Source organism: Kytococcus sedentarius, from assembly GCF_041937525.1.
Taxonomy (GTDB): Bacteria; Actinomycetota; Actinomycetes; order Actinomycetales; family Dermatophilaceae; genus Kytococcus; species Kytococcus sedentarius_A.
On record NZ_CP169391.1, the window covers coordinates 559,756 to 583,207 of the forward strand.

The 23,452-nt window shown below is 71.6% G+C and carries 24 protein-coding genes; 14 read left to right on the forward strand and 10 right to left on the reverse strand.

Annotation, left to right across the window (positions count from 1 at the left end; all coding sequences use genetic code 11):
* Positions 1-27 precede the first annotated feature (27 nt).
* From ACEY2A_RS02565 to ACEY2A_RS02580, 4 genes are all read right to left on the reverse strand, one after another.
* A complete protein-coding gene (locus ACEY2A_RS02565) occupies positions 28-1,773 on the reverse strand; it encodes a ubiquinol-cytochrome c reductase cytochrome b subunit (protein ID WP_075867744.1) in 1,746 nt (581 codons plus the stop codon).
* Complete coding sequence (locus tag ACEY2A_RS02570; protein WP_374929959.1) at positions 1,770-2,810, reverse strand: Rieske 2Fe-2S domain-containing protein; 1,041 nt, start codon at positions 2,808-2,810, stop codon at positions 1,770-1,772. Before ACEY2A_RS02570 ends, ACEY2A_RS02565 begins: the two co-directional genes overlap by 4 nt.
* Positions 2,811-2,848: 38 nt before the next feature.
* Complete coding sequence (locus tag ACEY2A_RS02575) at positions 2,849-3,640, reverse strand: c-type cytochrome (RefSeq protein ID WP_374929325.1); 792 nt, start codon at positions 3,638-3,640, stop codon at positions 2,849-2,851.
* Between the two features lie 61 nt (positions 3,641-3,701).
* Positions 3,702-4,355 (reverse strand): heme-copper oxidase subunit III, encoded by a 654-nt coding sequence (locus ACEY2A_RS02580; protein ID WP_015779578.1) that lies wholly within the window; start codon positions 4,353-4,355, stop codon positions 3,702-3,704.
* A gap of 125 nt (positions 4,356-4,480) precedes the next feature.
* Here ACEY2A_RS02580 and trpD point away from each other — a divergent pair, with 125 nt between their 5' ends.
* Positions 4,481-5,563, forward strand: a complete 1,083-nt coding sequence (gene trpD / locus ACEY2A_RS02585; RefSeq protein ID WP_374929326.1) for an anthranilate phosphoribosyltransferase — start codon at positions 4,481-4,483, stop codon at positions 5,561-5,563.
* A gap of 44 nt (positions 5,564-5,607) precedes the next feature.
* On the opposite strand, the gene ACEY2A_RS02590 is transcribed toward trpD, so the two are convergent.
* Entirely contained in the window at positions 5,608-5,889 is a 282-nt protein-coding gene (locus tag ACEY2A_RS02590; protein ID WP_075867742.1) for an Lrp/AsnC family transcriptional regulator, read from the reverse strand.
* A 9-nt stretch (positions 5,890-5,898) separates the two neighbouring features.
* Positions 5,899-7,653, reverse strand: coding sequence for a DEDD exonuclease domain-containing protein (locus tag ACEY2A_RS02595; protein WP_374929327.1), 1,755 nt, complete (start codon positions 7,651-7,653; stop codon positions 5,899-5,901).
* A 148-nt stretch (positions 7,654-7,801) separates the two neighbouring features.
* Here ACEY2A_RS02595 and ACEY2A_RS02600 point away from each other — a divergent pair, with 148 nt between their 5' ends.
* The 3 genes from ACEY2A_RS02600 to ACEY2A_RS02610 all read left to right on the forward strand — a co-directional run bounded on the left by ACEY2A_RS02600 (position 7,802) and on the right by ACEY2A_RS02610 (position 9,983).
* Positions 7,802-8,059: a hypothetical protein gene (locus ACEY2A_RS02600; protein ID WP_374929328.1), complete on the forward strand. Its 258-nt coding sequence runs from the start codon at positions 7,802-7,804 to the stop codon at positions 8,057-8,059.
* A gap of 211 nt (positions 8,060-8,270) precedes the next feature.
* Complete coding sequence (locus tag ACEY2A_RS02605) at positions 8,271-8,939, forward strand: hypothetical protein (RefSeq protein ID WP_374929329.1); 669 nt, start codon at positions 8,271-8,273, stop codon at positions 8,937-8,939.
* 81 nt (positions 8,940-9,020) lie between these two features.
* Positions 9,021-9,983, forward strand: a complete 963-nt coding sequence (locus ACEY2A_RS02610; RefSeq protein ID WP_075867739.1) for an ROK family glucokinase — start codon at positions 9,021-9,023, stop codon at positions 9,981-9,983.
* Positions 9,984-9,987: 4 nt separating this feature from the next.
* On the opposite strand, the gene ACEY2A_RS02615 is transcribed toward ACEY2A_RS02610, so the two are convergent.
* A complete protein-coding gene (locus ACEY2A_RS02615) occupies positions 9,988-10,779 on the reverse strand; it encodes an alpha/beta hydrolase (RefSeq protein WP_374929330.1) in 792 nt (263 codons plus the stop codon).
* A 131-nt stretch (positions 10,780-10,910) separates the two neighbouring features.
* Here ACEY2A_RS02615 and ACEY2A_RS02620 point away from each other — a divergent pair, with 131 nt between their 5' ends.
* The 3 genes from ACEY2A_RS02620 to ACEY2A_RS02630 are packed head-to-tail and all read left to right on the forward strand — an operon-like array spanning position 10,911 to position 13,380.
* Positions 10,911-11,645: a lysophospholipid acyltransferase family protein gene (locus ACEY2A_RS02620; RefSeq protein WP_374929331.1), complete on the forward strand. Its 735-nt coding sequence runs from the start codon at positions 10,911-10,913 to the stop codon at positions 11,643-11,645.
* Positions 11,642-13,018, forward strand: a complete 1,377-nt coding sequence (locus ACEY2A_RS02625; protein WP_374929332.1) for a class II 3-deoxy-7-phosphoheptulonate synthase — start codon at positions 11,642-11,644, stop codon at positions 13,016-13,018. The genes ACEY2A_RS02620 and ACEY2A_RS02625 overlap by 4 nt, the downstream gene beginning before the upstream one ends.
* A complete protein-coding gene (locus ACEY2A_RS02630; protein ID WP_374929333.1) occupies positions 13,018-13,380 on the forward strand; it encodes an Rv2175c family DNA-binding protein in 363 nt (120 codons plus the stop codon). The genes ACEY2A_RS02625 and ACEY2A_RS02630 overlap by 1 nt, the downstream gene beginning before the upstream one ends.
* Positions 13,381-13,413: 33 nt before the next feature.
* Here the strand turns inward: ACEY2A_RS02630 and ACEY2A_RS02635 are convergent, their stop codons facing one another.
* On the reverse strand, positions 13,414-14,502 hold the full coding sequence (locus ACEY2A_RS02635; protein WP_374929334.1) for a polyprenyl synthetase family protein: 1,089 nt from the start codon (positions 14,500-14,502) through the stop codon (positions 13,414-13,416).
* 252 nt (positions 14,503-14,754) lie between these two features.
* Here ACEY2A_RS02635 and ACEY2A_RS02640 point away from each other — a divergent pair, with 252 nt between their 5' ends.
* The 7 genes from ACEY2A_RS02640 to ACEY2A_RS02670 all read left to right on the forward strand — a co-directional run bounded on the left by ACEY2A_RS02640 (position 14,755) and on the right by ACEY2A_RS02670 (position 22,084).
* Entirely contained in the window at positions 14,755-15,057 is a 303-nt protein-coding gene (locus ACEY2A_RS02640; protein WP_374929335.1) for a DUF6504 family protein, read from the forward strand.
* Positions 15,058-15,099: 42 nt separating this feature from the next.
* Entirely contained in the window at positions 15,100-15,552 is a 453-nt protein-coding gene (locus tag ACEY2A_RS02645; protein ID WP_374929336.1) for an SAV_6107 family HEPN domain-containing protein, read from the forward strand.
* Positions 15,552-19,352, forward strand: coding sequence for a DNA polymerase III subunit alpha (locus ACEY2A_RS02650; RefSeq protein WP_374929337.1), 3,801 nt, complete (start codon positions 15,552-15,554; stop codon positions 19,350-19,352). Before ACEY2A_RS02645 ends, ACEY2A_RS02650 begins: the two co-directional genes overlap by 1 nt.
* Entirely contained in the window at positions 19,346-20,605 is a 1,260-nt protein-coding gene (dinB, locus tag ACEY2A_RS02655; protein WP_374929960.1) for a DNA polymerase IV, read from the forward strand. Before ACEY2A_RS02650 ends, dinB begins: the two co-directional genes overlap by 7 nt.
* A gap of 61 nt (positions 20,606-20,666) precedes the next feature.
* Positions 20,667-21,251, forward strand: coding sequence for a hypothetical protein (locus ACEY2A_RS02660; RefSeq protein WP_374929338.1), 585 nt, complete (start codon positions 20,667-20,669; stop codon positions 21,249-21,251).
* Between the two features lie 128 nt (positions 21,252-21,379).
* Complete coding sequence (locus ACEY2A_RS02665; protein WP_374929339.1) at positions 21,380-21,574, forward strand: hypothetical protein; 195 nt, start codon at positions 21,380-21,382, stop codon at positions 21,572-21,574.
* 9 nt (positions 21,575-21,583) lie between these two features.
* A complete protein-coding gene (locus tag ACEY2A_RS02670; protein WP_374929340.1) occupies positions 21,584-22,084 on the forward strand; it encodes a DUF456 domain-containing protein in 501 nt (166 codons plus the stop codon).
* A 33-nt stretch (positions 22,085-22,117) separates the two neighbouring features.
* On the opposite strand, the gene ACEY2A_RS02675 is transcribed toward ACEY2A_RS02670, so the two are convergent.
* Positions 22,118-22,774, reverse strand: a complete 657-nt coding sequence (locus ACEY2A_RS02675; RefSeq protein WP_374929341.1) for a hypothetical protein — start codon at positions 22,772-22,774, stop codon at positions 22,118-22,120.
* Positions 22,775-22,789: 15 nt separating this feature from the next.
* Positions 22,790-23,356, reverse strand: a complete 567-nt coding sequence (locus ACEY2A_RS02680) for a matrixin family metalloprotease (protein WP_374929342.1) — start codon at positions 23,354-23,356, stop codon at positions 22,790-22,792.
* Between the last annotated feature and the right edge of the window lie 96 nt (positions 23,357-23,452).

The following is a 23,452-nucleotide window of genomic DNA, read 5'->3' on the forward strand; positions in this document are numbered from 1 at the left end:
GACGGCCCGTTCAAGCGGGGGAGTGCGTCAGTGGCGCTTCTGGCCCTGCAGCGTCTCCTCCACGGCAGCCACCTCGTTGCTGGCCTGGGCGGCCAGGTGGTGGTCGTGCGCGTGGTGCTCGTCGGCGTGGGCCTCGGCGAGCTCGGCCGGCGTCACGGCCGGGATGCGGTCCTCGAAGAAGAACGAAGTCATCTTCGCGCGCGACTTGTCCATGAAGGACGGCTTGCGCTGCACACCGTTCTCGTCGGTGCCCGCGATCTCCTCGGCGGTCAGCGCCCGGTAGTCGGGGTGCTGCACGAGATTCCAGCGCTCGTAGGGCGAGAGCTCCTCGTGAGCCTCGAAGAAGCGGCCCTCCGGCGTGCGGACGATGCGGCCGGACTCGCGCCCGTGCAGCACCTTCTCGCGGTCGCGGCGCTGCAACGAGAGGCAGATGCGCTTGGTGACCCAGAAGGCGATCACCGGGCCGACGAAGAACAGCGTCCGCAGGGCGATGGTGATGTCGTTGATCGACAGCCCCAGCTTGATGGCCATGAGGTCGTTACCGGCCGCGGCCCACAGGACCACGTAGACGGTGACGAAGGCGGCACCCAGACCGGCACGGACCGGCGCGTTGTACGGGTACTGCAGCAGGTGGTGCTCACGGTCGTCGCCGGTCACCCAGGCCTCGAGGAACGGGTAGACCATAGCCAGGCCGTACATGAACGGGATCAGGAACAGCGAGCCCGGGAAGATGTTCATGCTGAACGTCCGGTCGAAGAGGACGAACTCCAGCCAACCAGGCAGCAGTCGCAGGGCGCCGTCCGCGAAGCCCATGTACCAGTCAGGCTGTGAACCAGCCGTCACCTGTGTGGGCTCGTAGGGCCCGTAGGCCCAGATCGGGTTGATCGTGACCAGGGCCGAGATCAGCACCGTCAGACCGAACACGATGAAGAAGAAGCCACCGGCCTTCGCGGCGTACACCGGCATCACGCGGAAGCCCACGACGTTGTCGTTGGTGCGACCCGGCCCGGGGTACTGGGTGTGCTTGTGCACGGCCACCAAGATGATGTGGACCGCGAACAGGCCGACCAGGATGGCCGGGATGATCAGCACGTGGAAGGCGTAGAAGCGGGGGATGATCAGCTCGCCGGGGAAGCCGCCGCCGAAGAGCATGTACGACAAGTACGTACCGACGATCGGGGCGGACATCAGGAAGCCCTGCATGGCGCGCACACCGGTACCCGAGAGCAGGTCGTCCGGCAGCGAGTAGCCCATGAAGCCCTCGAAGATGGCGATCATCGACAGCGCGCAACCGATGACCCAGTTGATCTCGCGCGGCTTGCGGAACGCGCCGGTGAAGAACACGCGCAGGGCGTGGAGCATGATCGCGACGATGAAGATCAGCGCGGCCCAGTGGTGGATCTGCCGCATGAGCAGACCGCCCTTGATGTCGAAGCTGATCGCCAGCGACGAGTCGTAGGCCTCGGACAGGCCGATGCCGCGCAGGGGCTCGTAGTCGCCGTCGTACACCGTGTGTGCCATCGACGGGATGAACCACATGGTCAGGAAGACGCCTGTGATGAGGCAGATGACCATGGAGTACATGGCGATCTCACCGATCATGAACGACCAGTGGTCCGGGAAGACCTTGCGCATCAGGTACTTCGAGAAACCCGCACCGCCGGTGCGTGCGTCGACCCAGGTGGCGACATTCTCGATGGGGCCGCGCTGCGTCGGCGCGGCGGGTGCCGGGCGCGTGCGACGCGCCGTGCGGGACTCTGCAGCGGTGCTCACAGTTCACGCTCCCAGTAACTCGGACCAACGGGCTCCGCGAAGCCCTGGTCAGCCTTCAGGTAACCCTCGTCGTCCACCGAGATCTTCAGCTGCGGCAGCGGGCGCTTGGCCGGGCCGAAGATCACCTTGCAGTCCTCCGTCACGTCGAAGGTGGACTGGTGGCACGGGCACAGCAGGTGGTGCGTCTGCTGCTCGTACAGCGCCACCGGGCAGCCGACGTGGGTGCAGATCTTGGAGTAGGCGACGATGCCCTCGTATCCCCAGTCGCGCTGCTTGTCCGACTTGATGTCGTCGGGGTTCAGGCGCATGAGCAGGACGGAGGCCTTGGCCTTCTCGTCCAGCGGGTGCTCGGCGTCGTTGATGCCCTCGGGCAGGATGTGGAAGACCGAACCCAGCGTGACGTCGGAGGCCTTCACGGGGATGCCGTCCGGGTCGGTGACCAGACGCTTGCCCTCGGCCCAGAAGGTCTCCGCCAGGTCGTTGCCCGGGAGAGGGCCCATGGAGCCGACCAGCTGGATGCCCAGCGGCAGGGCGAACAGGCCCATGGCGCCACCGAGCGTGTACTTGATGAGGGGGCGACGCATGATCTGCGAGGACTCCAGGCCTTCGGCCACGGTGTCGGCGAAACCCTGACGCGTCTCCGCGTCGGCGGCCAGCACGTGGCGCTCCTCGGTGACCTCGTGGTCGTCCATCAGGGTCTTGGACCAGTGGACGATGCCCAGGCCGATGCCGAGCAGCGACAGGGCCATGGTCACACCGAGGACCACGTGGTACAGGTTCTGGGAACCGATGCCGGGGATGGTGCCCACCGCGTCCTGGTCCATCCAGAAGTAAGCCACGATGAAGCCCAAGGTGCCCAGGATCGACAGCAGGAACAGACCTGCAACCTGGCGCTCGGCGCGTGCAGCAGCCTTGGGGTCGACGTCGGCCCAGCGCAGGACGTGCGGGGGATGGCCGGGGTTCTCGAAGTGTTCCGGCACCACCTCGTGGTGGGAGTCACCACCGTGGGGCACCGGGCGGTTGGAGCCGTGCGACATGGCGTCCTCTCCGTGGGCGGGAATGTGGGCAGGGGGCATCAGCTGGACTTCCTCGTCAGCCAGAAGGCAGCACCGAGGAAGAGTCCGATGCCCAGGGTCCAGATGAAGACACCGTCGGCCACCGGGCCGAGGTTGCCGAGGTCGTTACCACCCTGGTTGGGCGCGTTGTGCATCTCGTCCAGGTAGGCCGAGATGTCCTCCTTGTCCTGGGGGGACAGGTTGGAGTCACTGAAGACCGGCATGTTCTGGGGGCCGGTGTCCATGGCCTGGTACACGTGCTTGGGGCTGACGCCCTCCAGGGAGGGGGCGTACTTGCCGCGCGTCAGGGCACCACCGGAGCCGTTGAAGTTGTGGCACATGGCGCAGTTGACGCGGAAGAGCTCACCGCCGTGGGCGGCATCAGCGCCCTCGAGGTCGGTGTACTGCTCCTCCGGGACGGCCGGGCCGTCGCCCAGGCTGGCCACGAAGGCGGCCATCTGGTCAATCTGCTCCTGGTCGAACTGCGGCTCCTTGCGCATGGCCTGCACACCGGGGGCGGCCAGCGGCATGCGGCCGGTGGCGACCTGGAAGTCGACGGCGGCGGCGCCGACGCCCACCAGCGACGGCCCGGCATCGGTGATGCCCTCGCCGTTCGCGCCGTGGCAGGTGGCGCAGTTGGCCTGGAAGAGCTTGTTGCCCTCCTCCACGTCCTCAGCGGACATGGCGGCCGTCTCGGCGCGCACCTCCGAGGGCTTGAGGGCCATGTAGAGACCGCCCATGACGGCCAGGGCTGCCAGCAGCAACACGAAGATCGCGGCGGGGTGGCGCCGGTATTCGAGGAGGGAGTTCATCGGTCGGACCAATCGTCGGAGGACTCAGGGGCGAACTGGGGGTGGCGGGGCGAGGGGGCCATCACCGAAGCAGGTAGATCGAGGCGAACAGGACGATCCACACCACGTCGACGAAGTGCCAGTAGTAGCTCGTCACGATCGCGCCGGTGGCCTGCGAGTGCGAGTAGTGGCGGGTGGTGAACGTCCGGCCGATGATCAACAGGAAGGCCATGAGTCCACCCAGCACGTGGATGCCGTGGAAGCCGGTGGCCAGGTAGAAGATCGACGTGTAGGAGTCGGTCTGCAGGGTGAAGCCCTCGTGCACCAGCTCGGCGTACTCGAAGACCTGGCCGGCGATGAACACCGAGCCGAAGATGTAGGTCAAGACGTACCACTCGCGCATGCCCCACTTGCCGACCTGCAGGAGGCTGCCGGTCCGGGAGGACTGGCCGTGCTCGGCCTTCATCACGCCGAGCTGGCACCACACGGAGGAGATCACCAGGATCATCGTGTTGCCCAGCGCGAACGGGACGTTCAGCGAGGGAGTGTGCAGGTCCCACAGTTGCGGGGCTACGGCCCGCAGAGTGAAGTACATCGCGAATAGACCGGCGAAGAACATGAGCTCGGAGCCGAGCCACACGATCGTCCCGACCGCAGCCATGTTGGGTCGGGTCACCGGGCCGAGTGCATTGGAGCGGATCTCGGCAGGAGCAGGGGAGTAGTTCGCAGTCGCCACCTGAGCATTATGGACCATGGCCCATCGTGAACCGGGGAGGGTCACCCCCTCTACGACGGCGCGTCGCACTTTTCGGCCCGGACCCGCTCCGGTGGAGGGTCCCGGGGCGTCGTTAGGCTGGCGGCATGACGACCAGTTCCGGTGACCTCACGTGGCGTTCGATCCTCTCGGAGCTGCTGGCTGGCAGGGACCTGGGACGGGACGCCGCATCGTGGGCCATGGATGAGGTGATGTCCGCCCGGGCGTCGGACGTCGAGGTGGCCGGGTTCCTCGTGGCCCTGCGGGCCAAGGGGGAGTCCGTGGCCGAGGTCCGCGCACTGGCGGACGTGATGGTGGAGCACTCGGTGCCGCTGCCCCTGCGACGTGAGGGCCGCCGCGTGGTCGACATCGTCGGGACCGGGGGAGACGGTTTCGACACGGTCAACATCTCCACCATGGCCTGTGTCATCTCGGCGGCCGCCGGTGTGACCGTGGTGAAACACGGGAACCGGGCCGCGTCCTCGAAGTCGGGCGCCGCCGACGTGCTGGAGGCACTGGGGGTGGATCTGGCGCTGGAGCCCGCGGACGTCGGTCGGGTGGCCGAGGAGGCGGGCATCACCTTCTGCTTCGCCCAGACCTTCCACCCCTCGATGCGGTTCGCGGCCCCTGCCCGCCGTGGGCTGGGCGTGCCCACCGCCTTCAACATCCTGGGGCCCATCACCAACCCGGCGCGTCCCGAGGTCTCGGTGGTGGGCTGTGCGCAGGAGTCCGTGATGGACCTGCTGGCCGGGGTGTTCGCCGACCGGGGCACCTCCGCCGTGGTGATGCGGGGGCGGGAGGGCCTGGACGAGGCGAGCACCGCTGGGCCGACCGACGTCCGGTGGGTGCGTGACGGCGTCGTCACGCAGTTCGTGCTGGAGCCGGCGGTCGTGGGTGTGCGCCACCACACGACCGAGGAGCTGCGGGGTGGCGATGCCGCGCACAACGCCGAGATCGCACATCAGGTCCTCGGAGGGGCCGACCTGCCGGCCACCGAGGCGGCCGTCCTCAATGCGGGACTGGCTCTCGCCGCAGCCTCACCGGTCGACCGGGCGCTGGACCAGGCGGGTTTCGACGCCCTGGTGGCCGACAGCGTCCGGGCTGCGCGTGCCGCGATCGCGGACGGCTCGACCCAGCGGGTCCTGGCCGACTGGGTGCGGGCCTCGGGCGGCACCACCTACCCGGCGTGACCCACCGGGTCGACCCGCCGGCCTGACCGGCGCGGTGGGCCGCCTCAGCCGTCGAGGCCGATGGCGAACGCCTGGGCCTCGTCGTCCGCGGAGTAGGTACGGAACGCGATGTGGGTCTCGGTGTCGGTGACGCCCTGGACCTTGTTGAGCCGGTCGGCGATGACGTCGGCGAAATCCTCGTGCCGCTCGACCTGCACCACGGCGATGAGGTCGACCGCGCCGGCGGTGGAGTACACCTTCTCGATGCCGGGGATCTCGGCGATGCTCTGGGCCACCTGCGGGATCTTGGCGGACTCGGCGTGGATCAGGACGATGGCGGAGATCATGGGCCCAGCCTAGCGCCGGGGGCCGCGGCGGGACCGGGTCGAGGGGAGGTCGGCGGCGACAGCCTCCTCGAGCAGATCGGTGACGGCGGCGGCGGAGTGCACCGGGGTGGTCCAGCCGTCCGAGGCGGTGACCAGGCGCACCCCCTCGGCCTCCAGCCAGCGCAGGACCAGGTCGGTCTCACCCGGCAGTGCCGCGGGGGAGCCGTCGGTCCGTGCCCGGACCACCTCTGCCGTGGCGGTCAGTGCCTCGACGACCGGCATGGGGTCGACACCCCGGGGGGCCAGGGCCGACCCGGCGAGGCGACCGTGGCGGATGCAGACCAGCTCCCAGCCGCCACCCCGCATCGGGGCGGCGGCCACCAGCTCACGGACACCGGCCAGTGCCTCGTGCCGCTGCCTACGGGCGGCTGCCCGCAGGTAGGCGCGGGCGCCGTCCCGCAGCACCCTCGCCTCCTCGTACCGTTCGGCGCCCGCGAGCTCGTCCATCCGGACCGCCAGGGCCTGCCAGGCCTCGCGGTGGTCGGTGGCCAGGGCAGCGCGCGCACGGGTGGTGACCTCCGCGTACTCGGAGCGGGAGATGGCGCCGGTGCAGGGCGCGCCGCATCGGCCCAGGTCGGCCAGGGCGCAGGCGGTCGTGGTGCGGGCGGCGGAGGCCTCGGTGATGCGGCTGGTGCACTGACGCAGGGGGAGGGCCGAATGGAGGGCCTGGACCGCCTCCTTCGCAGCGCTCGCCGAGGGGAAGGGGCCGATGTGGGTCGCCGCATCGTCCGAGACCGCGCGCACCACGGACAAGCGGGGGAAGGGTTCGTCGGTCAGGCGCACGTAGGGCAGGGAGGCGCCCTTGAGCCCGGCGCGGTTGTACCGGGGCCGGTGCTCGGCGATGAGGCGCAGCTCCCGCACGGAGGCCTCCAGTGCCGTGGGGCACACGATCGGCACCACGCGCTCGGCGAGGCGCACCATGTCCCCCATGCGCCGTCTGGTCTCCGAGGCCGTGAAGTACTGGGACACCCGGCGGCGGATGTTGACCGCCGTGCCCACGTAGAGCACCTCACCGGCTGCGTCGAGGAAGCGGTAGACGCCGGGGGCTTCAGGCAGGTCGGCGGCCAAGGTGCGCTTGCGACGCCGCGCCTCCGGCACGTGCCGGCTGTACGCCAGCAGCTCCTCGAGCGAGTGCACACCCAAGGGGCCCACCCGCTCGATGAGCCCGTGGAGCACGTCCACGGTGGCCCGTGCGTCGTCGAGCGCACGGTGGGAGGGCGTGGTCTCGGCCCGGAAGTACGCCGCCAGCGTGGAGAGCTTGTGGTTGGGCACCTCGGGGCGGGGGAGCAGCTGCCGGGCGAGGTGGACGGTGTCGAGCACGGGGTTGCCGGGCGCCGGGCGGCCGGTCCGCTCGCACGCGCGCCGGACGAAGCCGGTGTCGAAACGGGCGTTGTGGGCGACGAGCACCGCATCGCCCACGAACTCCAGGAAGTTCGGCAGGACGTGCTCGATGGAGGGGGCGGCCGAGACCATGGCAGTCGTGATGCCGGTGAGTACCTGGATGTACGGGGGGATGCCCGCGGCGGGGCGCACCAGGGTCTGGAACTCGCCGACCACCTCGCCGCCGCGGACCTTGACCGCCCCGAACTCGGTGATCTCGCTGTCGGCCGAGCTGGTCCCCGTGGTCTCCAGGTCGAAGACCACGAAGGTCACGTCGGCCAACGGCGTGCCCAGATCCTCGAAGCTGCCCTGGATGCCGTGGCGGGGCGGGGTGCTGTGCGGCATGGCGGCACCGTAGACGCGAGGGCCGACAACCTCCGGCGACCGGGGGGATGTGGACAGGGGGACGGATGTTGTCGGTCGTGTGTTCTAGCGTGGGTTCGTGTCAGGGCGAGGTGCTGAACCCGCCCGTGGATCCGAGGAGGAGACGACCATGCAGCAGCACGGGATGACGCAGCAGGACACCGTCCGGCCGGGGTCGACCGGGTGCTCGGCCTGTTCCACCCACCTGGGGGGCGATTCGCCCCGCCGAGCCGCTGGCGGCGGGGGCGAGGACCACCTGGACCCCCGCGAGCAGGAGGCCGTCGCGGCGCTCGTGCGCGGCGGCCTCGTGGAGCTCGGGACGGCGCTGGGCCTGCGGGCCGAGGTCGTGACGACGGCGGGTGCGGGTCGGGTGGTCACAATGGTGTGATGCACCCTTCTCCGCGCCGCGCTGGACCCTGGGCGGCGGGGGTGCTCTGTGCCGCTGTGCTCGTGACGGCGTGCGGGGGAGAGCAGGGTCCCGTGCCGGGGGCCGGGGGTACGGAATCGTCCGCCGGTGCGGGGGGGGATCGGGTGGCCCGCCCGGTGAGTGGAGCCGGGGCGCCCCGTCCTGTGCCGGTCCCTCAGGAGGTCTGGGCGCGTTGGGGGCCGGCGGCACCCCGTGGCCCGATGAGGTCCGCGCGGCCGACGAGCTCGTCCGGAGTCGGTGGGAGGCGCGGCCCGGCCCGCGAGACGTCGTGGTGCGCCTGGTGGAGGACCGCGAGGAGTTCGAGGCCCTGGGTGGCACGGACGCGGTCCCGGGGTTCACCCGGGGACTCCAGGTGTCCCCCGGTGGTTCCACGGCCGTGGACTGTCCGTCTCCGGGCGACGGGAGCGTCGAGGTCGTCCTGCACCCGGGGGTGGCGGACCTGTCACCGGCGGACCGTGGCCTGGTGCTCCGGCACGAGCTGGTCCACGCCCGCTACGACCAGGTGATCGACCCCGCCGAGCCGGAGTGGTGGCGCGAGGGGGTGGCGGAGTGGGTCGCGCACGGCTCGCCACCGGGATCACTCGCGGCGTCGGACCCCTCGGCAGCGACGTCCCCGGACGCCCGCGCCGAGGACTACCGCACCGAGGACTACCGCACCGCACACCGGGCGGTCGCGGCACTCGCGGACCCCCGGCCCGGCCTGGTCGCCGACGTGGACGCTGCCTGGGGCACCCCGGAACTGGAGGACGCCTCCGAGCTGAGGGACCACCTGGCGGCCCGGGGTGTGCCCCGGGCCACTCTCGAGATCGTGGTGGACCGGGCCCAGCATCAGGCAGACTGAGCCAGCCTCCGGCACGTCCGGTGGTCCCACCGGTCCGGCGCCCGTGCCGGACCGCCCGTCCGTTCTCTCTGTGGAGGTCGTATGTCCCTCGCCATCGGTGTCGACATCGGAGGCACCAAGATCGCTGGGGCCCTGGTCCGGGACGGCGAGATTCTCCAGCGGACCCGGGTCGAGACCCCCGCCGAGGACGTCGGAGCCATCGTCGAGGCCGTGACCACGGTCATCCAGGACCTTCAGGGCAAGGCAGGGGGCGAGGACGTCGTGGGTGCCGGCATCGCGTGTGCAGGGCTGGTGGACGCCGCGGGTGAGACCATCCTGTTCGCCCCGAACCTGGCGTGGCGGGACGAGCCCCTCAAGGCGAAGGTGGCCGCCCAGGTCGACCTGCCGATCCGGCTGGAGAACGACGCCAACGCGGCAGCCTGGGGGGAGTTCCGGCACGGAGCTGCCCGGGACCACGACGACATGACCCTCATCACCGTCGGGACCGGCATCGGCGGCGGCATCGTCAACGACGGCACCCTCCTGCGAGGCGCTGCCGGGGTGGGCGCCGAGATCGGCCACATGCGCGTGGTGCGCGACGGCCTGCGCTGCGGGTGCGGCAACCGAGGCTGCTGGGAGCAGTACGGCTCGGGCAGCGCCCTGGTCCGCGAGGCCCGCGACCTCATCCGCTCCGGCACCCCCCACGCAGCTCGCCTCAGCGACGCCTGCGGGGGCGATCCCGACGCGCTCGAGGGGGGCGACGTCACCAAGGTGGCCGAGGAGGGCGACCCCGCGGCGGCGGAGCTCATCCACGAGCTCGGGGTCTGGATCGGCGAGGGCGCAGCCAGCCTCGCGGCGATCCTCGACCCGGCGGCGATCGTCATCGGCGGCGGGGTGAGTGCTGCCGGCGACCTGCTGCTCGAGCCCGCTCGCCGGGCCTTCCACCGCAATCTCACCGGTCGCGGTTACCGCCCGTGGCCGGAGATGGTGCTGGCGAGCCTGGGCAACGACGCGGGCGTCATCGGCGCGGCCTCGATCATGCTCGACGAGCGGCCCACGAGCTGAGGCCTCACTGGTCGCCAGTCACCCGGCGGGCGAAGGCCACGGACTCCTCGTGGACGCGGGGGGCGTCGTGGTCGAGCGTGACCACGTGGAAGCTGTTCTCGAACACGACCTCGCGGACGTCCGTCGAGGAGATCCGTCGCAGGATGCTGGCACTGCTGCGGGCCGGCACCACGTGGTCCACGGCCGAACGCAGCAGCAGGACCGGGCAGGTGACCTCGCGCGCCCGCCGCCGCACTCCCCGCCAGAGGGCCCGCTGGGAGTTCAACGCGTGCATGGGCACCCGGTCATAGGCCAGCTCACCGGGACTGTCGGGATCGGCGACGTCGCCGGCGATGCCGGGCATCGACGGCCGGACGTGGCGCACCAGGGGGGTGAGGGGCACGAAGGGGTTGACCGCCGCGACGGCCGGGTTGACCAAGATCACACCGGCCACCCGGCCGGGGTGGGCGACGGCGAGCGCCAGGGCGAGCGCGCCCCCCATCGACAGGCCGCCGACCACGGCGGGGCGGAGCTCGCTGGCGCGCAGGAGCGACCGTTCGGCGATGCGGTACCAGTCCTCCCAGCCGGTCCGGTTCGCCGCCTGCCAGGTGCGTCCGTGCCCGGGGAGCCGCGGAACGTCCACGGAGAACCCGGCCTGCTGGAGCGTCTCGGGCCAGCGCCCCAGCGACTGCGCCGTCCCGGTGAAGCCGTGGCACAAGACCACCTGGGCCGAGCCCTGCGGCCCCGGCAGGTGCCGGCCCTCTCCGCCGGGCAGGGGAGGGGTGACCGGTTCGATGACGGGGGTGGGGGGCGCCATGGAGACCATCCTGACACGGGGGCACGGTCGTGGGCGTGGAAGGATGGGGCCCGCGGTGCAGGAACACCGTCGAGCAGGACTGCCACCACGCCCGGACCGCGTGGTGGTCGTGTCGAGACGCAGGAGAACAGGTGCTCTACTGGACCCTCAAGAACGTGGCGCTGGGCCCGGCGCTCACGGCGCTGTACCGGCCCGTGGTCCACGGGCTGCACCACGTGCCCCGCAACGGTCCGGCGATCATCGCCGCCAACCACAGCAGCTTCTTCGACTCGATCGCCCTGCCGCTCGTGGTGCCGCGCCAGCTGCGCTACCCGGCCAAGGCCGAGTACTTCAACCAGCCCGGGGTCAAGGGCAAGGTCATGGCGGGCTTCTTCCGGGGCGTCGGGCAGATCCCGACCGACCGGTCCGGGGGTCGCGCCAGCCTCGCCGCGCTGGGGGAGGCCGAGCAGGTGCTCAAGGACGGCAACCTGCTGGGGATCTACCCGGAGGGGACGCGCTCCCCGGACGGCCGCCTCTACCGGGGGCGCACCGGTGTGGTCCGCCTGGCCCTGGCCACCGGCTCCCCGGTCGTCCCGGTGGGCCTGGTGGGCGTGGACGAGATCCAGCCCATCGAGGCCTCGGTGCCCAAGGTGCGGAGCTTCACCGCCACCTTCGACGAGCCCTTCGACGTGACCTCGTTCGTGCAGTCGCTGCATGCCGGCGAGTCGGCCGAGGAGCAGAACCGGGCGGTTCTGCACCCCCGTCGTGACGACCTGCGGGCCGCCACCGACGAGATCATGCGCCGCATCCAGTCCATCACCGGCCAGGAGTACGTCGACGAGTACTCCAGTGTGGTCAAGAGTCGACGATCAGCGGAGGGCTCATGAACGCCTCGTTCGGAATCACCCACGCAGACCCGCTGGCCCACGTGGTGGACTGGGCGGACCTGCCGGCCGCCCAGCAGCCCACCTGGCCCGATGCGGAGCAGGCCCGGCAGGTGCAGCAGACGCTCCGCCGTTACCCCCCGCTGGTCTTCGCCGAGGAGTGCGACACCCTCACCGAGCACCTGGGAGCCGCCGCCCGGGGAGAGCGCTTCGTGCTGCAGGCCGGCGAGTGCGCCGAGACCTTCGACCAGGTGACCGCGGTCAACATCCGCGACCGGGTGGGCGTCCTGCTGCAGATGGCCGCGGTGATGACCTACGGCGCCGGTGTGCCCGTGGTGAAGATCGGCCGCATCGCCGGGCAGTTCGGCAAGCCGCGTTCCAGCGACACCGAGACCCGCGACGGCGTGGAGCTGCCCACCTACCGGGGCGACATGGTGAACGCCTTCGCCTTCGACGGCGCCGCCCGCGAGCACGACCCGCAGCGCATGCTGGCCGCCTACAACGCCAGCGCCGCCACCCTGAACCTGGTGCGCGCCTGGACCACCGGTGGCTACGCCGACCTGGGCAACCTGACCACCTGGGGTGCGGACGCCAGCACCGAGGCCACCCGCGAGTTCGCCGAGGTGAGCCGCGGCATCGAGCGCGCCCTGCGCTTCACCAAGGCCGTGGGCGCCGACTCGCCGGCCTTCCACGCCACGGAGTTCTTCGCCAGCCACGAGGCCCTGGTGCTGGACTACGAGAAGCCGCTCACCCGCATCGACTCCCGCACGGGCAACCCGTACGCCACCTCCGGCCACTTCCTGTGGTGTGGCGAGCGCACGCGCGACCCCGATGCGGCGCACATCGACTTCCTGGCCAGCGTCACCAACCCGGTGGGCGTCAAGCTGGGCCCCACCACCACGCCCGACGACGTGCGGCGCCTGGTGGACCGTCTGGACCCGCACCGCACGCCGGGCCGCCTGACCTTCATCTCCCGGATGGGGGCGGGCCGCATCCGCGAGACGCTGGGGCCGGTGGTGGAGGCCGTCCGCGACCTGGGCGCCCAGCCGGTGTGGCTGACCGACCCCATGCACGGCAACACCTTCACCAGCACCACGGGCCACAAGACCCGCCGCTTCGACGACGTGGTCGATGAGGTGCGCGGCTTCTTCGAGGTGCACGGCGCGCTGGGCACGGTGCCCGGTGGGCTGCACGTGGAGCTCTCCGGCAGCGACGTCACCGAGTGCATCGGTGGCGTGGTGCCGGTCCGGGAGGACGACCTGGGCTCCCGCTACGAGAGCCCCTGCGACCCGCGCCTCAACCGCAACCAGAGCCTGGAGCTGGCGCTGCTGGTGGCGCAGATGATCAGTGACGACCCGACCCTCGGAGGTGTCTGATGACGGCCCAGCCGGACCTGCTCGACAGCATCGAGTGGCTGACCGTGCCCGACCTGGTGGAGCGGCTGGACCTGGGGGTCAGCGCCGTGCGCCAGCTGGTGAAGGACCGGGAGGTCGTGGGGCTGCGGCGCGGGGAGAACCAGTCGCTGCAGGTGCCGGCGCGCTTCTTCGACTCCGGTGGCGTGCTCAAGCACCTCACCGGGACCATCACCGTGCTGGCCGACGGGGGCATGTCCGACGAGGACGTCATCCGCTGGCTCTTCGAGCCCGACGAGACCCTGCGTGAGGGCTCGGCCATCGAGGACCTCCACGCCGGTCACAAGACGGAGATCCGTCGGCGGGCGGCCGAAGCCGCCTGGTGAGACGAGGCCGATGGGGTGAGCTCACCCCATCGGTCAGGCCGCGCGGCGCGTGGTCAGGTGGGCGAGCTCGACCAGGGCGTCCACGGCGCCCGCCTCCAGGGTGGGACGGGCCCGGTCCAAAGCGGCGAGGGCCTCGTCACGGTCGGTGTCGATCTGCTGCTCCACCCGCGCGGCCGCGCCGCTGGAGGTGATGAGCTCCCGCATCCACGTGGTGTCGTCCGCGGTGAGCTCCGGTGAGCCCAGCAGCTGGGTGAAGCGCTCGGCGTCCGCGGGGTCGGCGCCGTCCAGCACGCCCACCACCAGGGCGGTGCGCTTGCCCTCGCGCAGGTCGTCGCCGGCGGGCTTGCCGGTCACCGAGGGGTCGCCGTAGACGCCCAGCACGTCGTCGCGCAGCTGGAAGGCGAGCCCCAGGTGCAGGCCGTAGTCGCTGAGGTGCTGGCGGGTGGTGGGGTCCACGCCGGCGGCGTCGGCGCCGATGAGCAGGGGGTGCTCGATGGAGTACTTGGCGCTCTTGTACTGCATCACGCGACGGACGCGCTCGTGGCGGGCTGTCGCATCGAGCGTCTCCCAGGGGCGGGCGGCGTTGAGAATGTCGAGGAACTGACCCCCCATCAGCTGGGTGCGCATGAGGTTCCAGGTGGGGCGGGCGCGGTCCATCTGCTCCGGCGCCCAGCCGCAGCCGGTGAAGGCGGCGTCGGCCCAGACGAGGCACAGGTCGCCGGCCAGGATGGCGCCGGCGAGGCCGTGGTCGTCGGGGGAGCCGTCGAAGGAGTGCTCGCGGTGGCGCTCGGCCCAGACCCGGTGGGCGGCGGGGGCGCCGCGGCGGGTGTCGCTGTCGTCCATGACGTCGTCGTGGAGCAGGGCGGCGGCCTGGAAGAACTCCATCGCCGTGGCGGCCTGCAGGGTGGCCTCGTCGGCCACGCCGCCGGCGGCCACGTGGCCCCAGGTGAGGAACCCGGCGCGCAGGCGCTTGCCGCCCTGCATGAGGGACTCGATGGCCTGGGCCAGCTCGTCGGCGGCGGGATCGATGGGGGTCAGCTGGGCGCGGTGCTCGGCGATCTGTGCGGTGGTGCTCGCGCTGATCGCGGCCTGGAAGGCGTCTCCGAGGGGGTGTGACGTCACGCCCTCATCGTAGGTGGCCGCCTGGGGACTCGCCCCTCGGGGGCGTCGATGAGGGGACGTTGGGTGGGGCGCTGGACGGGGTGGTGAGCGGGGCGTTGGTGCCGGTCGGGGGAGGTTGTCGGTGTCGTATGGGTGAATGGGTCTTGACCGCGGAAGTCGAACAGGCGTACCGTCTGGTTGTGCGGTCAGAAGTGGAACATTCTTCCAACTCAGGGTCGGAGTGGGGAGCGGGACCGAGAGGAGGAACGTGCGATGAGGAGATGTGCCGAGGCCGTGGAGGTGCGGGCGCAGGGGATGGCCGGTCAACCGGACGCCTTCGTCTGGAGGGGCCGTCTGTACGTGGTGTGCGAGGTGGTGGACCGCTGGCGGCGCCGCCACCCGTGGTGGCGCTACGTGACCGAGGCCGAGGGGCTGGCGCTCGAGACCGGCGCCGACCAGGAGGTGTGGCGGGTGGAGGCCCGGGCAGGGCGGCACAGCCCGAGCGGGGTCTTCGACCTGGTGGCACCCCCGGCGGGGGTCTGCGCCGCGTGGCAGCTGGACCGGGTCCTGGACTGAGGACCACAGGAACGAGTGCGAGGAGGACGAACGATGACCACGATGACGAACACCCCGACCTGGACGGTGGGGGCAGGAGCCCCGGCCGGCACGGTGCTGGACCTGGTGGAGCGGGCCCGCTCCAGCCTCGTGGAGGCCTGCGCGGCCCCCACTCCCGAGGACCGCTACGAGGCGGCCCACCTGGCGGCGCTGCGTGCCGCCGCGGCGGTGGTGGCAGCCCGCACGGTGCCCGGCAGGGCCTCCCGCCCCCGCAGCGTCTGGGAACTCCTGAGCGGGGTGGCCCCGGAGCTGCAGGAGTGGGCGCTGTTCTTCCACGGCTCGGCCCAACGGCGGGCGGCGCTTGCCCGGGGTCGGCACTGTTCCCAGCGGGAGGCCGACGACCTGGTGCGGCAGGTGGACGAGTTCGAGCAGCAGGTGCGCGGCGTGCTGGGCATGCCCGTCCTGCCCTCGGCCACGGCCCTGCTGGTGGCCGGGTGGCCCTTCGAGGGGCGGTGATGGGCGCCGACTTCGCCCACCTGCACGTGGCCTCGAGCTTCTCGCTGCAGTACGGGACCTCCCGGCCGCAGGAGCTGGTGGAGCGTGCGGCGGCCTGGGGGCAGTCCCACCTGGCCCTGACCGATCGCGACGGTCTCTACGGGGCGGTGCGCTTCACCCGGGCCTGCGTGGACGCCGGGATCGTGCCGGTGCTGGGGGTCGACCTCGCGGTGGCGCACGACGAGCCGGCGGGCCCGCCGGTGGCGCAGCGCTCCGGCCGGCGGCGGCAGCCCGTGCGGGGTGGTGCCTGGGTGGACGAGAGCCACTGCCGGGTCCGGGTGCTGGCCGCCGGGCGAGCAGCAGGGCACGGGCACGGTGTGGGCTGGGCGGCGCTGTGCCGGCTGGTCTCCCACACGCACGCGGCCGGTGAGCGGGGTGAGCCCCGCACCACCCGGGCGCTGGTGGCCGGGGCCGCTCCGGCGGTCCGGGTGCTGCTGGGGCCCGACTCCGACGTGGGGAGGGCGGTCCTGCAGCGCCGCCGGTCCGAGGCGCAGCGACTGCTGCACGGGTGGGTGGACGCGGTGGCCCAGCAGGTGGGCGGGAGTGCTGCCGCCCGGCAGGTGGTGGTGGTCGAGCTGGTCTGCAGCGGGGCCCCACCCGGATCGCCGGGGTGCACCGAGCAGGCCGTGGGCATGTGGCAGCTGGCGCAGGAGGCCGGGGTGCGCGCGGTGCTGACCGCCGCGGTCCGCCACGCCGACCCCGAGGACGTGGTGGTGGCCGACGTGCTGGACGCCGCCCGCCGGCACGTGCTGCTGGGGGCTGGCCAGTTGGACCAGCGCACCTCTGCGGCCCACCTCGCCTCCACGGCCAGCATGGTCCGCGTGGCCCACTGGCTGGCCGAGCGTTCCGGGCAGCCCTCGCAGGCCGCCGACCGGCTGGTGGCCACCACCTCGGAGGTGGCCGCCGAGTGCGGGCTCTCCGCCCGGGACGACCTCGGCATCGGGTCGGTGCACCTGCCCGAGCCCGAGGTGCTGGGCTTCACCGACACCGCCGACGCCCTGCGGGGCCTGACCGCCCGGTGCCGGGCGGCGGTCGAGGAGCTGTACACCGGCGCCGCGCAGCGGCGTCGTGCCCGGGAGCGGATGGAGGCGGAACTGGCCACCATCGAGCAGCTGGGCTACCCGACCTACTTCCTGACCGTGGCGCAGGTGTGCGACCTGATCCGGGAGATGGGCGGCCGGGTGGCGGCCCGGGGGTCCGGGGCCGGGTCCCTGGTGAACCACCTGCTGGGGATCAGCCGGGTGGACCCGCTGCGACACGACCTGCTCATGGAGCGTTTCTGCTCGCCGCTGCGGGCCGAGCTGCCGGACATCGACATCGACGTGGAGTCGGCCCGGCGCACCGAGATCTACGAACGGATCCTGGAGCGTTTCGGGGCCGGCCGGGTGACCTGCGTGTCCATGATGGAGACCTACCGGGTGCGGCACGCCGTCCGGGACGTGGGGGCCGTGCTGGGCATGCCGCCGGTGGAGGTGGACGCCATCGCCAAGGCCTTCCCGCACGTGCGTGCCCGGGACGCCCGGGCCGCGATCCGCGACCTGCCCGAGCTGCGGGCCGCCGGGCTGGACGCTCCGCGCCTGCAGCGGATGTTCGACCTCGTGGAGCGCCTGGACGGGCTGCCGCGCCACATCGCCCTGCACCCCTGCGGGGTGGTGCTGTCGAACCTGGGGCTGCGCGACCGCACCCCGGTGGAGGAGAGCTGGATCGGCTTTCCGATGAGCCAGTTCGACAAGGACGACGTGGAGGACCTGGGGCTGCTCAAGCTGGACGTCCTGGGCATCCGCATGCAGTCGGCCATGGCGCACACCGTGGACCTGGTGGAGGCCACCCACGGGGTGCGCCTCGACCTGGATGACGAGGAACAGGTGCCGCAGGACGACCCCGAGACCTTCGGGCTGATCGGGTCGACCCGCACCCTGGGCTGCTTCCAGATCGAGTCCCCCGGGCAGCGGGAGCTGGTGGGCAAGTTCGGCCCGCGGACCTTCGAGGACATCATCATCGACATCTCGCTGTTCCGGCCCGGGCCGGTGAAGTCGGACATGATCACGCCCTTCCTCTCCGCGCGGCAGGGGTGGGCCGAGCCCCTGCTCATGCACCCGGCGCTCGAGGAGCACCTGCGCAGCACCGAGGGGGTGGTGGTCTTCCACGAGCAGGTGCTGCAGATCATCACCGCCACCACCGGGGTGAGCCTGGCCCACTCGGACGAGGCGCGCCGGGCCATGGGATCGCCCGACGGGCGGGACGCGGTGGAGCGGTGGTGGCGGCCGGCGGCTGCGGCCCGCGGGTTCACCGGGGAGGTGGCCGATCGCATCTGGGAGGTGCTGGCGGCCTTCGCCTCCTTCGGGTTCTGCAAGGCCCACGCGGCGGCCTTCGCCCTGCCCACCTACCAGTCGGCCTGGCTGAAGACCCACTACCCGGCGCACTTCATGGCCGGGGTGCTCACCCACGACCCGGGCATGTACCCCAAGCGGCTGATCATGGACGACGCCCGGGAGCTGGGCGTCCAGATCCTGGGCCTGGACGTGAACGCCTCCGGGGAGGGCTACCGGGTGGAGCGGATCGCCGGAGTGCCCGAGACCGACCCGGGGGAGTGGGCCGACCTGGCGAGCGGGAACGCTCCCGATCCCGACCTGGCCCTCCAGCGGGTGCGGCAGCGGGCCCGGCAGTGGGGACTGCGTATCGCGCTGACCGACGTGAAGGGACTGGGCGAGGACGACGCCCGGCGCATCGTGGAGGGGCAGCCGTACGAGTCCCTCGCCGACTTCTGGCAGCGCGCCCAGGTGGACCGCCCCCTGGCGGAGCGCATGGTGCTGGCCGGGGCCTTCGACGCCTTCGCGTCCCCCGTGCGCCGCCGGGATCTGCTGGTGGAGCTGGTGGACCTCGAGCGGTGGCGCGACCCGCGACCGCGGGGCAGGCGGGCCCGGTTGGCGCTCGCGCGCTCGGAACAGGAGGAGCGTCGCCGCAGTGTGCAGGGCACACAGGCTGTCCTGGACCTCGGCGTCCCGCGGACCGTGGACACCACCGGCCTGCCGCCCATGGCCCTGGAGGAGCAGGTGGCCCACGAGCTGGACGTGCTGGGCATGGACGTCACGGCCCACGTGCTCGAACCCCACCTGCCCACCCTGCGGGAGCTGGGCGTGACCCCGGCCCGGGACGTGCGCACGCAGCGGTCCGGTGTGGAGGTGCTGGTGGCGGGGGTCCGGGTGGCCACCCAGACCCCTCCGGTCCGCTCCGGGCGACGGGTGGTCTTCGTGACCCTCAACGACCCCACCGGTGCCAGCGACGCCACCTTCTTCGAGGACGTCCAGGGCCCCTACGCCACGGTGCTCTTCCAGTCGTGGTTCCTGCTGATCCGCGGGATCGTGCGCAGGACCGGTCCCCGGGGAGTCTCCCTGCGGGCCACCGGGGCCTGGGAGCTCTCGGGGCTGACCGAGGCCCACCGTGCAGGCGGTGCCAGCGGGCTGCTGGCTGCCTGGGAGGAGGCCGACCGGGTGCAGCACGAGCGCAGCGAGGCGGGGCAGGATGCGGCGCGCGCGGGTGCAGCAGGCGCGGGCGCGGGTGCGAGTGCAGCAGGTGCGGGTGCGGAGCGGCCGGAGGGCCGGCGGGTGCTGGTGCACGCCTCCGGGTACCGGCAGTCGCCCTACGCGGACGTCGGCGCGGCCGGGCCGTCCGTGGCCAACGGTCGCGTGCCGGGCGCCGGCCACGGTGTGGTGCCCTCGCGCAAGCTGTGGCACAGCTCGCCGGGGAGCTCGGGGTGGTGAGCGTGGACGACCGGGAACACCACGAGCGGGAACAGGACGAGCGGGAACAGGCCGTCCTGCACGTGGACATGGACGCCTTCTACGCCTCGGTGGCCCTGGTGGACCGGCCGGAGCTGCACGGCCAGCCGGTCATCATCGGTGGTGGCCACCGGTCGGTGGTGCTCTCGGCCACCTACCCGGCCCGTGCCTTCGGGGTGCGCTCGGCCATGCCCATGGCACGCGCCCGGCGCCTGTGCCCCCAGGCCACCGTGATACGCCCGGACCACGAGCGCTACGCAGCGGTCTCGGCCGCGGTGATGGAGATCTTCCGGCAGGTGACGCACGCCGTGCAGCCCACCTCCGTGGACGAGGCCTTCCTGGACGTCACCGGCACCTCCCGCAGGTGGGGGAGCCCGCTGCAGGTGGCCGAGTGGATCCGCCGGACGGTGGCCGCCGAGCAGCACATCACCTGCTCGGTCGGCATCGGACCCAACCCCTTCGTGGCCAAGGTCGCCTCCGGGCAGGCCAAACCGGACGGCATCCGGCAGGTCCGTCCCGCCGAGGTGGTCCCCTTCCTGCACCCCCTGGGTGTCGGCGTCCTGTGGGGCGTGGGGGAGCGGACCGAGGAGCAGCTGGCCCGCTTCGGGCTCACCACCGTGGCCCAGGTGGCCCACACACCCGTGGCCACCCTGCAGCGCATCGTGGGCGAGCATGCCGGTGCGGCGCTCGCGGAGCGGGCGTGGGGACGGGACCCGCAGCGGGTCCGCCCCGTGGTGGCGGAGAAGACCATCGGCAACGGGCAGACCTTCGACCACGACATCGACGACCCCCGTCAGGTGGAGACCCGGCTGCTGTTGCTCTCCGACCGGGTGGCGGCCCGGGCCCGTGCGGCAGCGGTCATGGGCCGCACGGTGCAGGTGACGGTGCGGTTCGCGGACTTCACCACCATCCAGCGCTCCCGCACCATGCAGCGCCCCAGTGACGTGAGCCGGGAGATCCACCGGACGGCGCGGGAGGTCTTCGCCTCGCTCGGTCTGCAACGGGCCCGGGTGCGGATGGTGCGGGTCACCCTCTCGGGCCTGACCCCCACCGACCGGACCCCCCGGCAGGGGATGCTGGACGAGCCGGAGGTGGGCTGGCGGGAGGCCGATGCGGCGGTCGACCGGGCCAGCGCACGGTTCGGCGCCGGCATCGTGCGGCCGGCCAGCCTGCTGCCCGAGGAGCGAGTCTACGGCGCCCCCCGTGGGCGGAGCAGGTCCGGCGCCCATGCGTAGACTGGGTCCATCAGGCGGGCGACCCCCGCCATGGACCGGTGCGCCGGAGGTGGAGGTGACCATGGCCCTCTCTGAGGAGGAGCGGAGCCGGCTCGATGCGCTCGAGCGCTCGTTGCTGTCCTCGGGCAGCGGTGACGACTCCGACATGCCGGAGGTCGAGCGCAGTGCCCGTCCGGACTCCCAGGACCCCTTCGGGTTCCTCACCGGCGGCCACCCCGGCCACGGCGGGGCTGACCCCTTCGCCGGGCAGTCCTCCGGGGCGCGCCGGGTGTCCCTGCGCTCCTCGGGTCGGGTGACTCCCGCCCGCATCGGCGTGGTCCTCGCACTGGGCCTGGCAGGTGTCGCCCTCTACGTGCTGGCCGTGTGGTCGCAGATCCCGTGGTTCGGCGCCGGTGGCTTCGTGCTGTGGATCCTCGCCGTCGCCTGGTGGCTGCGTGCCCCCTCGGCCGCTGGCAGTGGACGCTCCTCCGGTGGAGCCCGCCCGGGCCGCAGGGCCGGACGCGGTGGCCCCGCCGGTCGTGGTCCGGCCAGCAGCGCCGGCCCCCGCCGCTCGAGCTCCCGCCGGGCGGACCAGGGTGAGGACGGCTCGTTCATGCAGCGCCTCGAGGGCCGCTGGGACGCCCGCCGCAACGACCGCGACGCCTGAGCCGGGGGATTGCGCCCACGGCGTAACCCGGAAGTCCTGCCCCCTCTGCGAGGTTGTGCCCACTACAAAGGAGATCCGGGCCGGTCACTCGACCGGGCCGGCGAGTCGTACCCACACCAGGAGGCACCGTGGACACTGCATACGCCCCCACCCTGACCAACTCCGACCGTTGTGACCGCTGCGGCGCCCGCGCCTACATCCGCGCCACCGTCGCCGGCTCGCACCTGCACTTCTGCGCCCACCACGGCCAGGAGCACCTGCCTGCCCTGCGCGACCGCGACGACGTCGAGATCCTCGACGAGACCGCCCAGCTCCACGCCTGACCTCCCACCATGGACTGGACGGTCTTCACCGGGGTCATCGTCGCGGCCCTCATGGTCACCGGCCTGGTCGGCAGCACCCTGCTGGTGCTGCCCGGCCTGGCCCTGATCTGGGCCTCCACGCTGCTGTGGGCCGTCGTGGCACAGACCACCGCTGGGTGGTGGGCCTTCGGTCTGGCCACCGTCATTGCCGTCATCGCCTCGGTGGCGGTGTGGCTCGTCCCGGGGCGCCGCATGAAGCGCGCCGGCATCAGCAACACCACGCTCCTGGCCGGTGTGGCCGGGGGCATCGTCGGCTTCTTCGTGGTTCCGGTGGTGGGCCTGTTCCTCGGCTTCGTGGCCGGCGTCTTCCTCAGTGAGTCCGTCCGCCGCCGCACGGGCGGCCTCACGCCCTGGCAGGCCACCGTCCACGCCCTCAAGGCGGTGGGCACCAACGTGCTCATCGAGATCCTGGCCGGCCTGCTCATCATCGGGGTCTGGATCGCCAGCCTCATCCTGCCCGTCCTCTTCTGACAGGGCCGGAGGTACCGAGCCGCCCGCAGCGACTCAGGACAGCTTGGTGGAGGCGTGGAAGCGCGCGTCCTGATTTGCCTCCCGAAGGATCTTGTCCACCTGACCCTTGCGGACGGTGCTGCCGCCCTCCTCGTCGACGAGTGCGGAGTCGCCCTTGTCCCGGAAGACCGCCACAGGCACGTACACCCAGCCGAACTCCGGTTGCTCGTCCTCGCTGGTCATGGGAGTCCTCAGCACGAACACGCCACGGTCGCCGGGCTCCAGGTGGGGGCCGAACCCGCTCGTCTGCTGAGCGTCGTCCGAGGCCACCTGGGCCACGATGAGAGTGCTCGGCGGGTCGGTCAGACCGGGGGTCTGCTCCACCTTCAGCTCCAGCAGCTCGTAACGCAGCGGATCGGCGTGGGGACCGGGGCCCTCAAGTTCGTCGGTGGTCCGCACGCTGCGCACCACCGTGCCGCGCACAGCACCCTCACCATCGGCAAGCGCCGCGGTCAGGTTGGGGTAGCTCTTGGTGGCCGCCTCGATCACCTGCGGGGACGAGGAGGAGGGAGCCGACGATGAGGGGGCAGCGGCCGGATCTGCAGAGGAGTCGACCGTGTTCTCTCCACAGGCGCTGAGCCCCAGAGCGGCGGCTACCGCCAGTGCCAGAACTCGACGGCCGGCGGCCGCGTGGAGGAATATGCGCATCATGGATAGTGCCCTTCTCTAGCTGGTGTAGATCCTGCGTACCCGATTGACATCTTCGCTGGTGATGGACTGAGCGCAGTTCGTAACGTTCGGCCCCATGATGGTGGACCCATTGCAGGGCGGGTTGTCGTGGGCTAGGCCATAGGCATGTCCCAGTTCGTGCATGGCGATCTTTGCTTTGAAGGCGTTGGTGACCTTTCGTGAAGTCGCCGTATTCCACATGAACGTTTTCTGTGTGACGTGGTTTGGGATATGATACTCGAGGCAGCCTGCGGGGCGGGTGACCCATGCCCAGGCGTTATTGAACTCCCAGTATCCGTCTTTGATGGTCAAGGGCGCGGCCTCTCCGCTTCCTCTGAAGTCGGGAATGCCGGTCGCCGAATTCCAGGCTTCTCGGCCTTCGTAGGTCGCATTTTGGTAGGTCGACCCAACATACTCGTAATGGTAGGTGATCGTGTCCCAGTGGCGTGGGTAAGTGCAGCCCCACAATGTGAAATCACTGATGACCTGAGGCTCGGTTGCGGGCGGCATCAATGTTGCCGGGTGTGATAGTGATAATGCCCCTACGAGAATGATGCGCAACATGGATTCCCCTTCAGTGGGCGACGGCGCCCAAGTCGTGTGTCAAGTCCTTATTACTGGGTAAAGAGGGATCCGTCAAGTGCGGGCAGGGCCGCGGGT

What these genes read in the sequence shown, in the direction of transcription:
- ACEY2A_RS02595 (WP_374929327.1), bottom strand. Translation starts at nt 7,653, where the DNA reads ATGCCGCACAGCACCCCGCCCCGCCACGGCATCCAGGGCAGCTTCGAG.
- ACEY2A_RS02575 (WP_374929325.1), bottom strand. Translation starts at nt 3,640, where the DNA reads ATGAACTCCCTCCTCGAATACCGGCGCCACCCCGCCGCGATCTTCGTG.
- ACEY2A_RS02590 (WP_075867742.1), bottom strand. Translation starts at nt 5,889, where the DNA reads ATGATCTCCGCCATCGTCCTGATCCACGCCGAGTCCGCCAAGATCCCG.
- ACEY2A_RS02615 (WP_374929330.1), bottom strand. Translation starts at nt 10,779, where the DNA reads ATGGCGCCCCCCACCCCCGTCATCGAACCGGTCACCCCTCCCCTGCCC.
- ACEY2A_RS02680 (WP_374929342.1), bottom strand. Translation starts at nt 23,356, where the DNA reads ATGTTGCGCATCATTCTCGTAGGGGCATTATCACTATCACACCCGGCA.
- ACEY2A_RS02660 (WP_374929338.1), top strand. Translation starts at nt 20,667, where the DNA reads ATGGCCCTCTCTGAGGAGGAGCGGAGCCGGCTCGATGCGCTCGAGCGC.
- ACEY2A_RS02630 (WP_374929333.1), top strand. Translation starts at nt 13,018, where the DNA reads ATGACGGCCCAGCCGGACCTGCTCGACAGCATCGAGTGGCTGACCGTG.
- ACEY2A_RS02610 (WP_075867739.1), top strand. Translation starts at nt 9,021, where the DNA reads ATGTCCCTCGCCATCGGTGTCGACATCGGAGGCACCAAGATCGCTGGG.
- ACEY2A_RS02670 (WP_374929340.1), top strand. Translation starts at nt 21,584, where the DNA reads ATGGACTGGACGGTCTTCACCGGGGTCATCGTCGCGGCCCTCATGGTC.
- ACEY2A_RS02675 (WP_374929341.1), bottom strand. Translation starts at nt 22,774, where the DNA reads ATGATGCGCATATTCCTCCACGCGGCCGCCGGCCGTCGAGTTCTGGCA.
- ACEY2A_RS02600 (WP_374929328.1), top strand. Translation starts at nt 7,802, where the DNA reads ATGCAGCAGCACGGGATGACGCAGCAGGACACCGTCCGGCCGGGGTCG.
- ACEY2A_RS02570 (WP_374929959.1), bottom strand. Translation starts at nt 2,810, where the DNA reads ATGTCGCACGGCTCCAACCGCCCGGTGCCCCACGGTGGTGACTCCCAC.
- ACEY2A_RS02650 (WP_374929337.1), top strand. Translation starts at nt 15,552, where the DNA reads ATGGGCGCCGACTTCGCCCACCTGCACGTGGCCTCGAGCTTCTCGCTG.
- ACEY2A_RS02640 (WP_374929335.1), top strand. Translation starts at nt 14,755, where the DNA reads ATGAGGAGATGTGCCGAGGCCGTGGAGGTGCGGGCGCAGGGGATGGCC.
- ACEY2A_RS02625 (WP_374929332.1), top strand. Translation starts at nt 11,642, where the DNA reads ATGAACGCCTCGTTCGGAATCACCCACGCAGACCCGCTGGCCCACGTG.
- ACEY2A_RS02645 (WP_374929336.1), top strand. Translation starts at nt 15,100, where the DNA reads ATGACGAACACCCCGACCTGGACGGTGGGGGCAGGAGCCCCGGCCGGC.
- trpD (WP_374929326.1), top strand. Translation starts at nt 4,481, where the DNA reads ATGACGACCAGTTCCGGTGACCTCACGTGGCGTTCGATCCTCTCGGAG.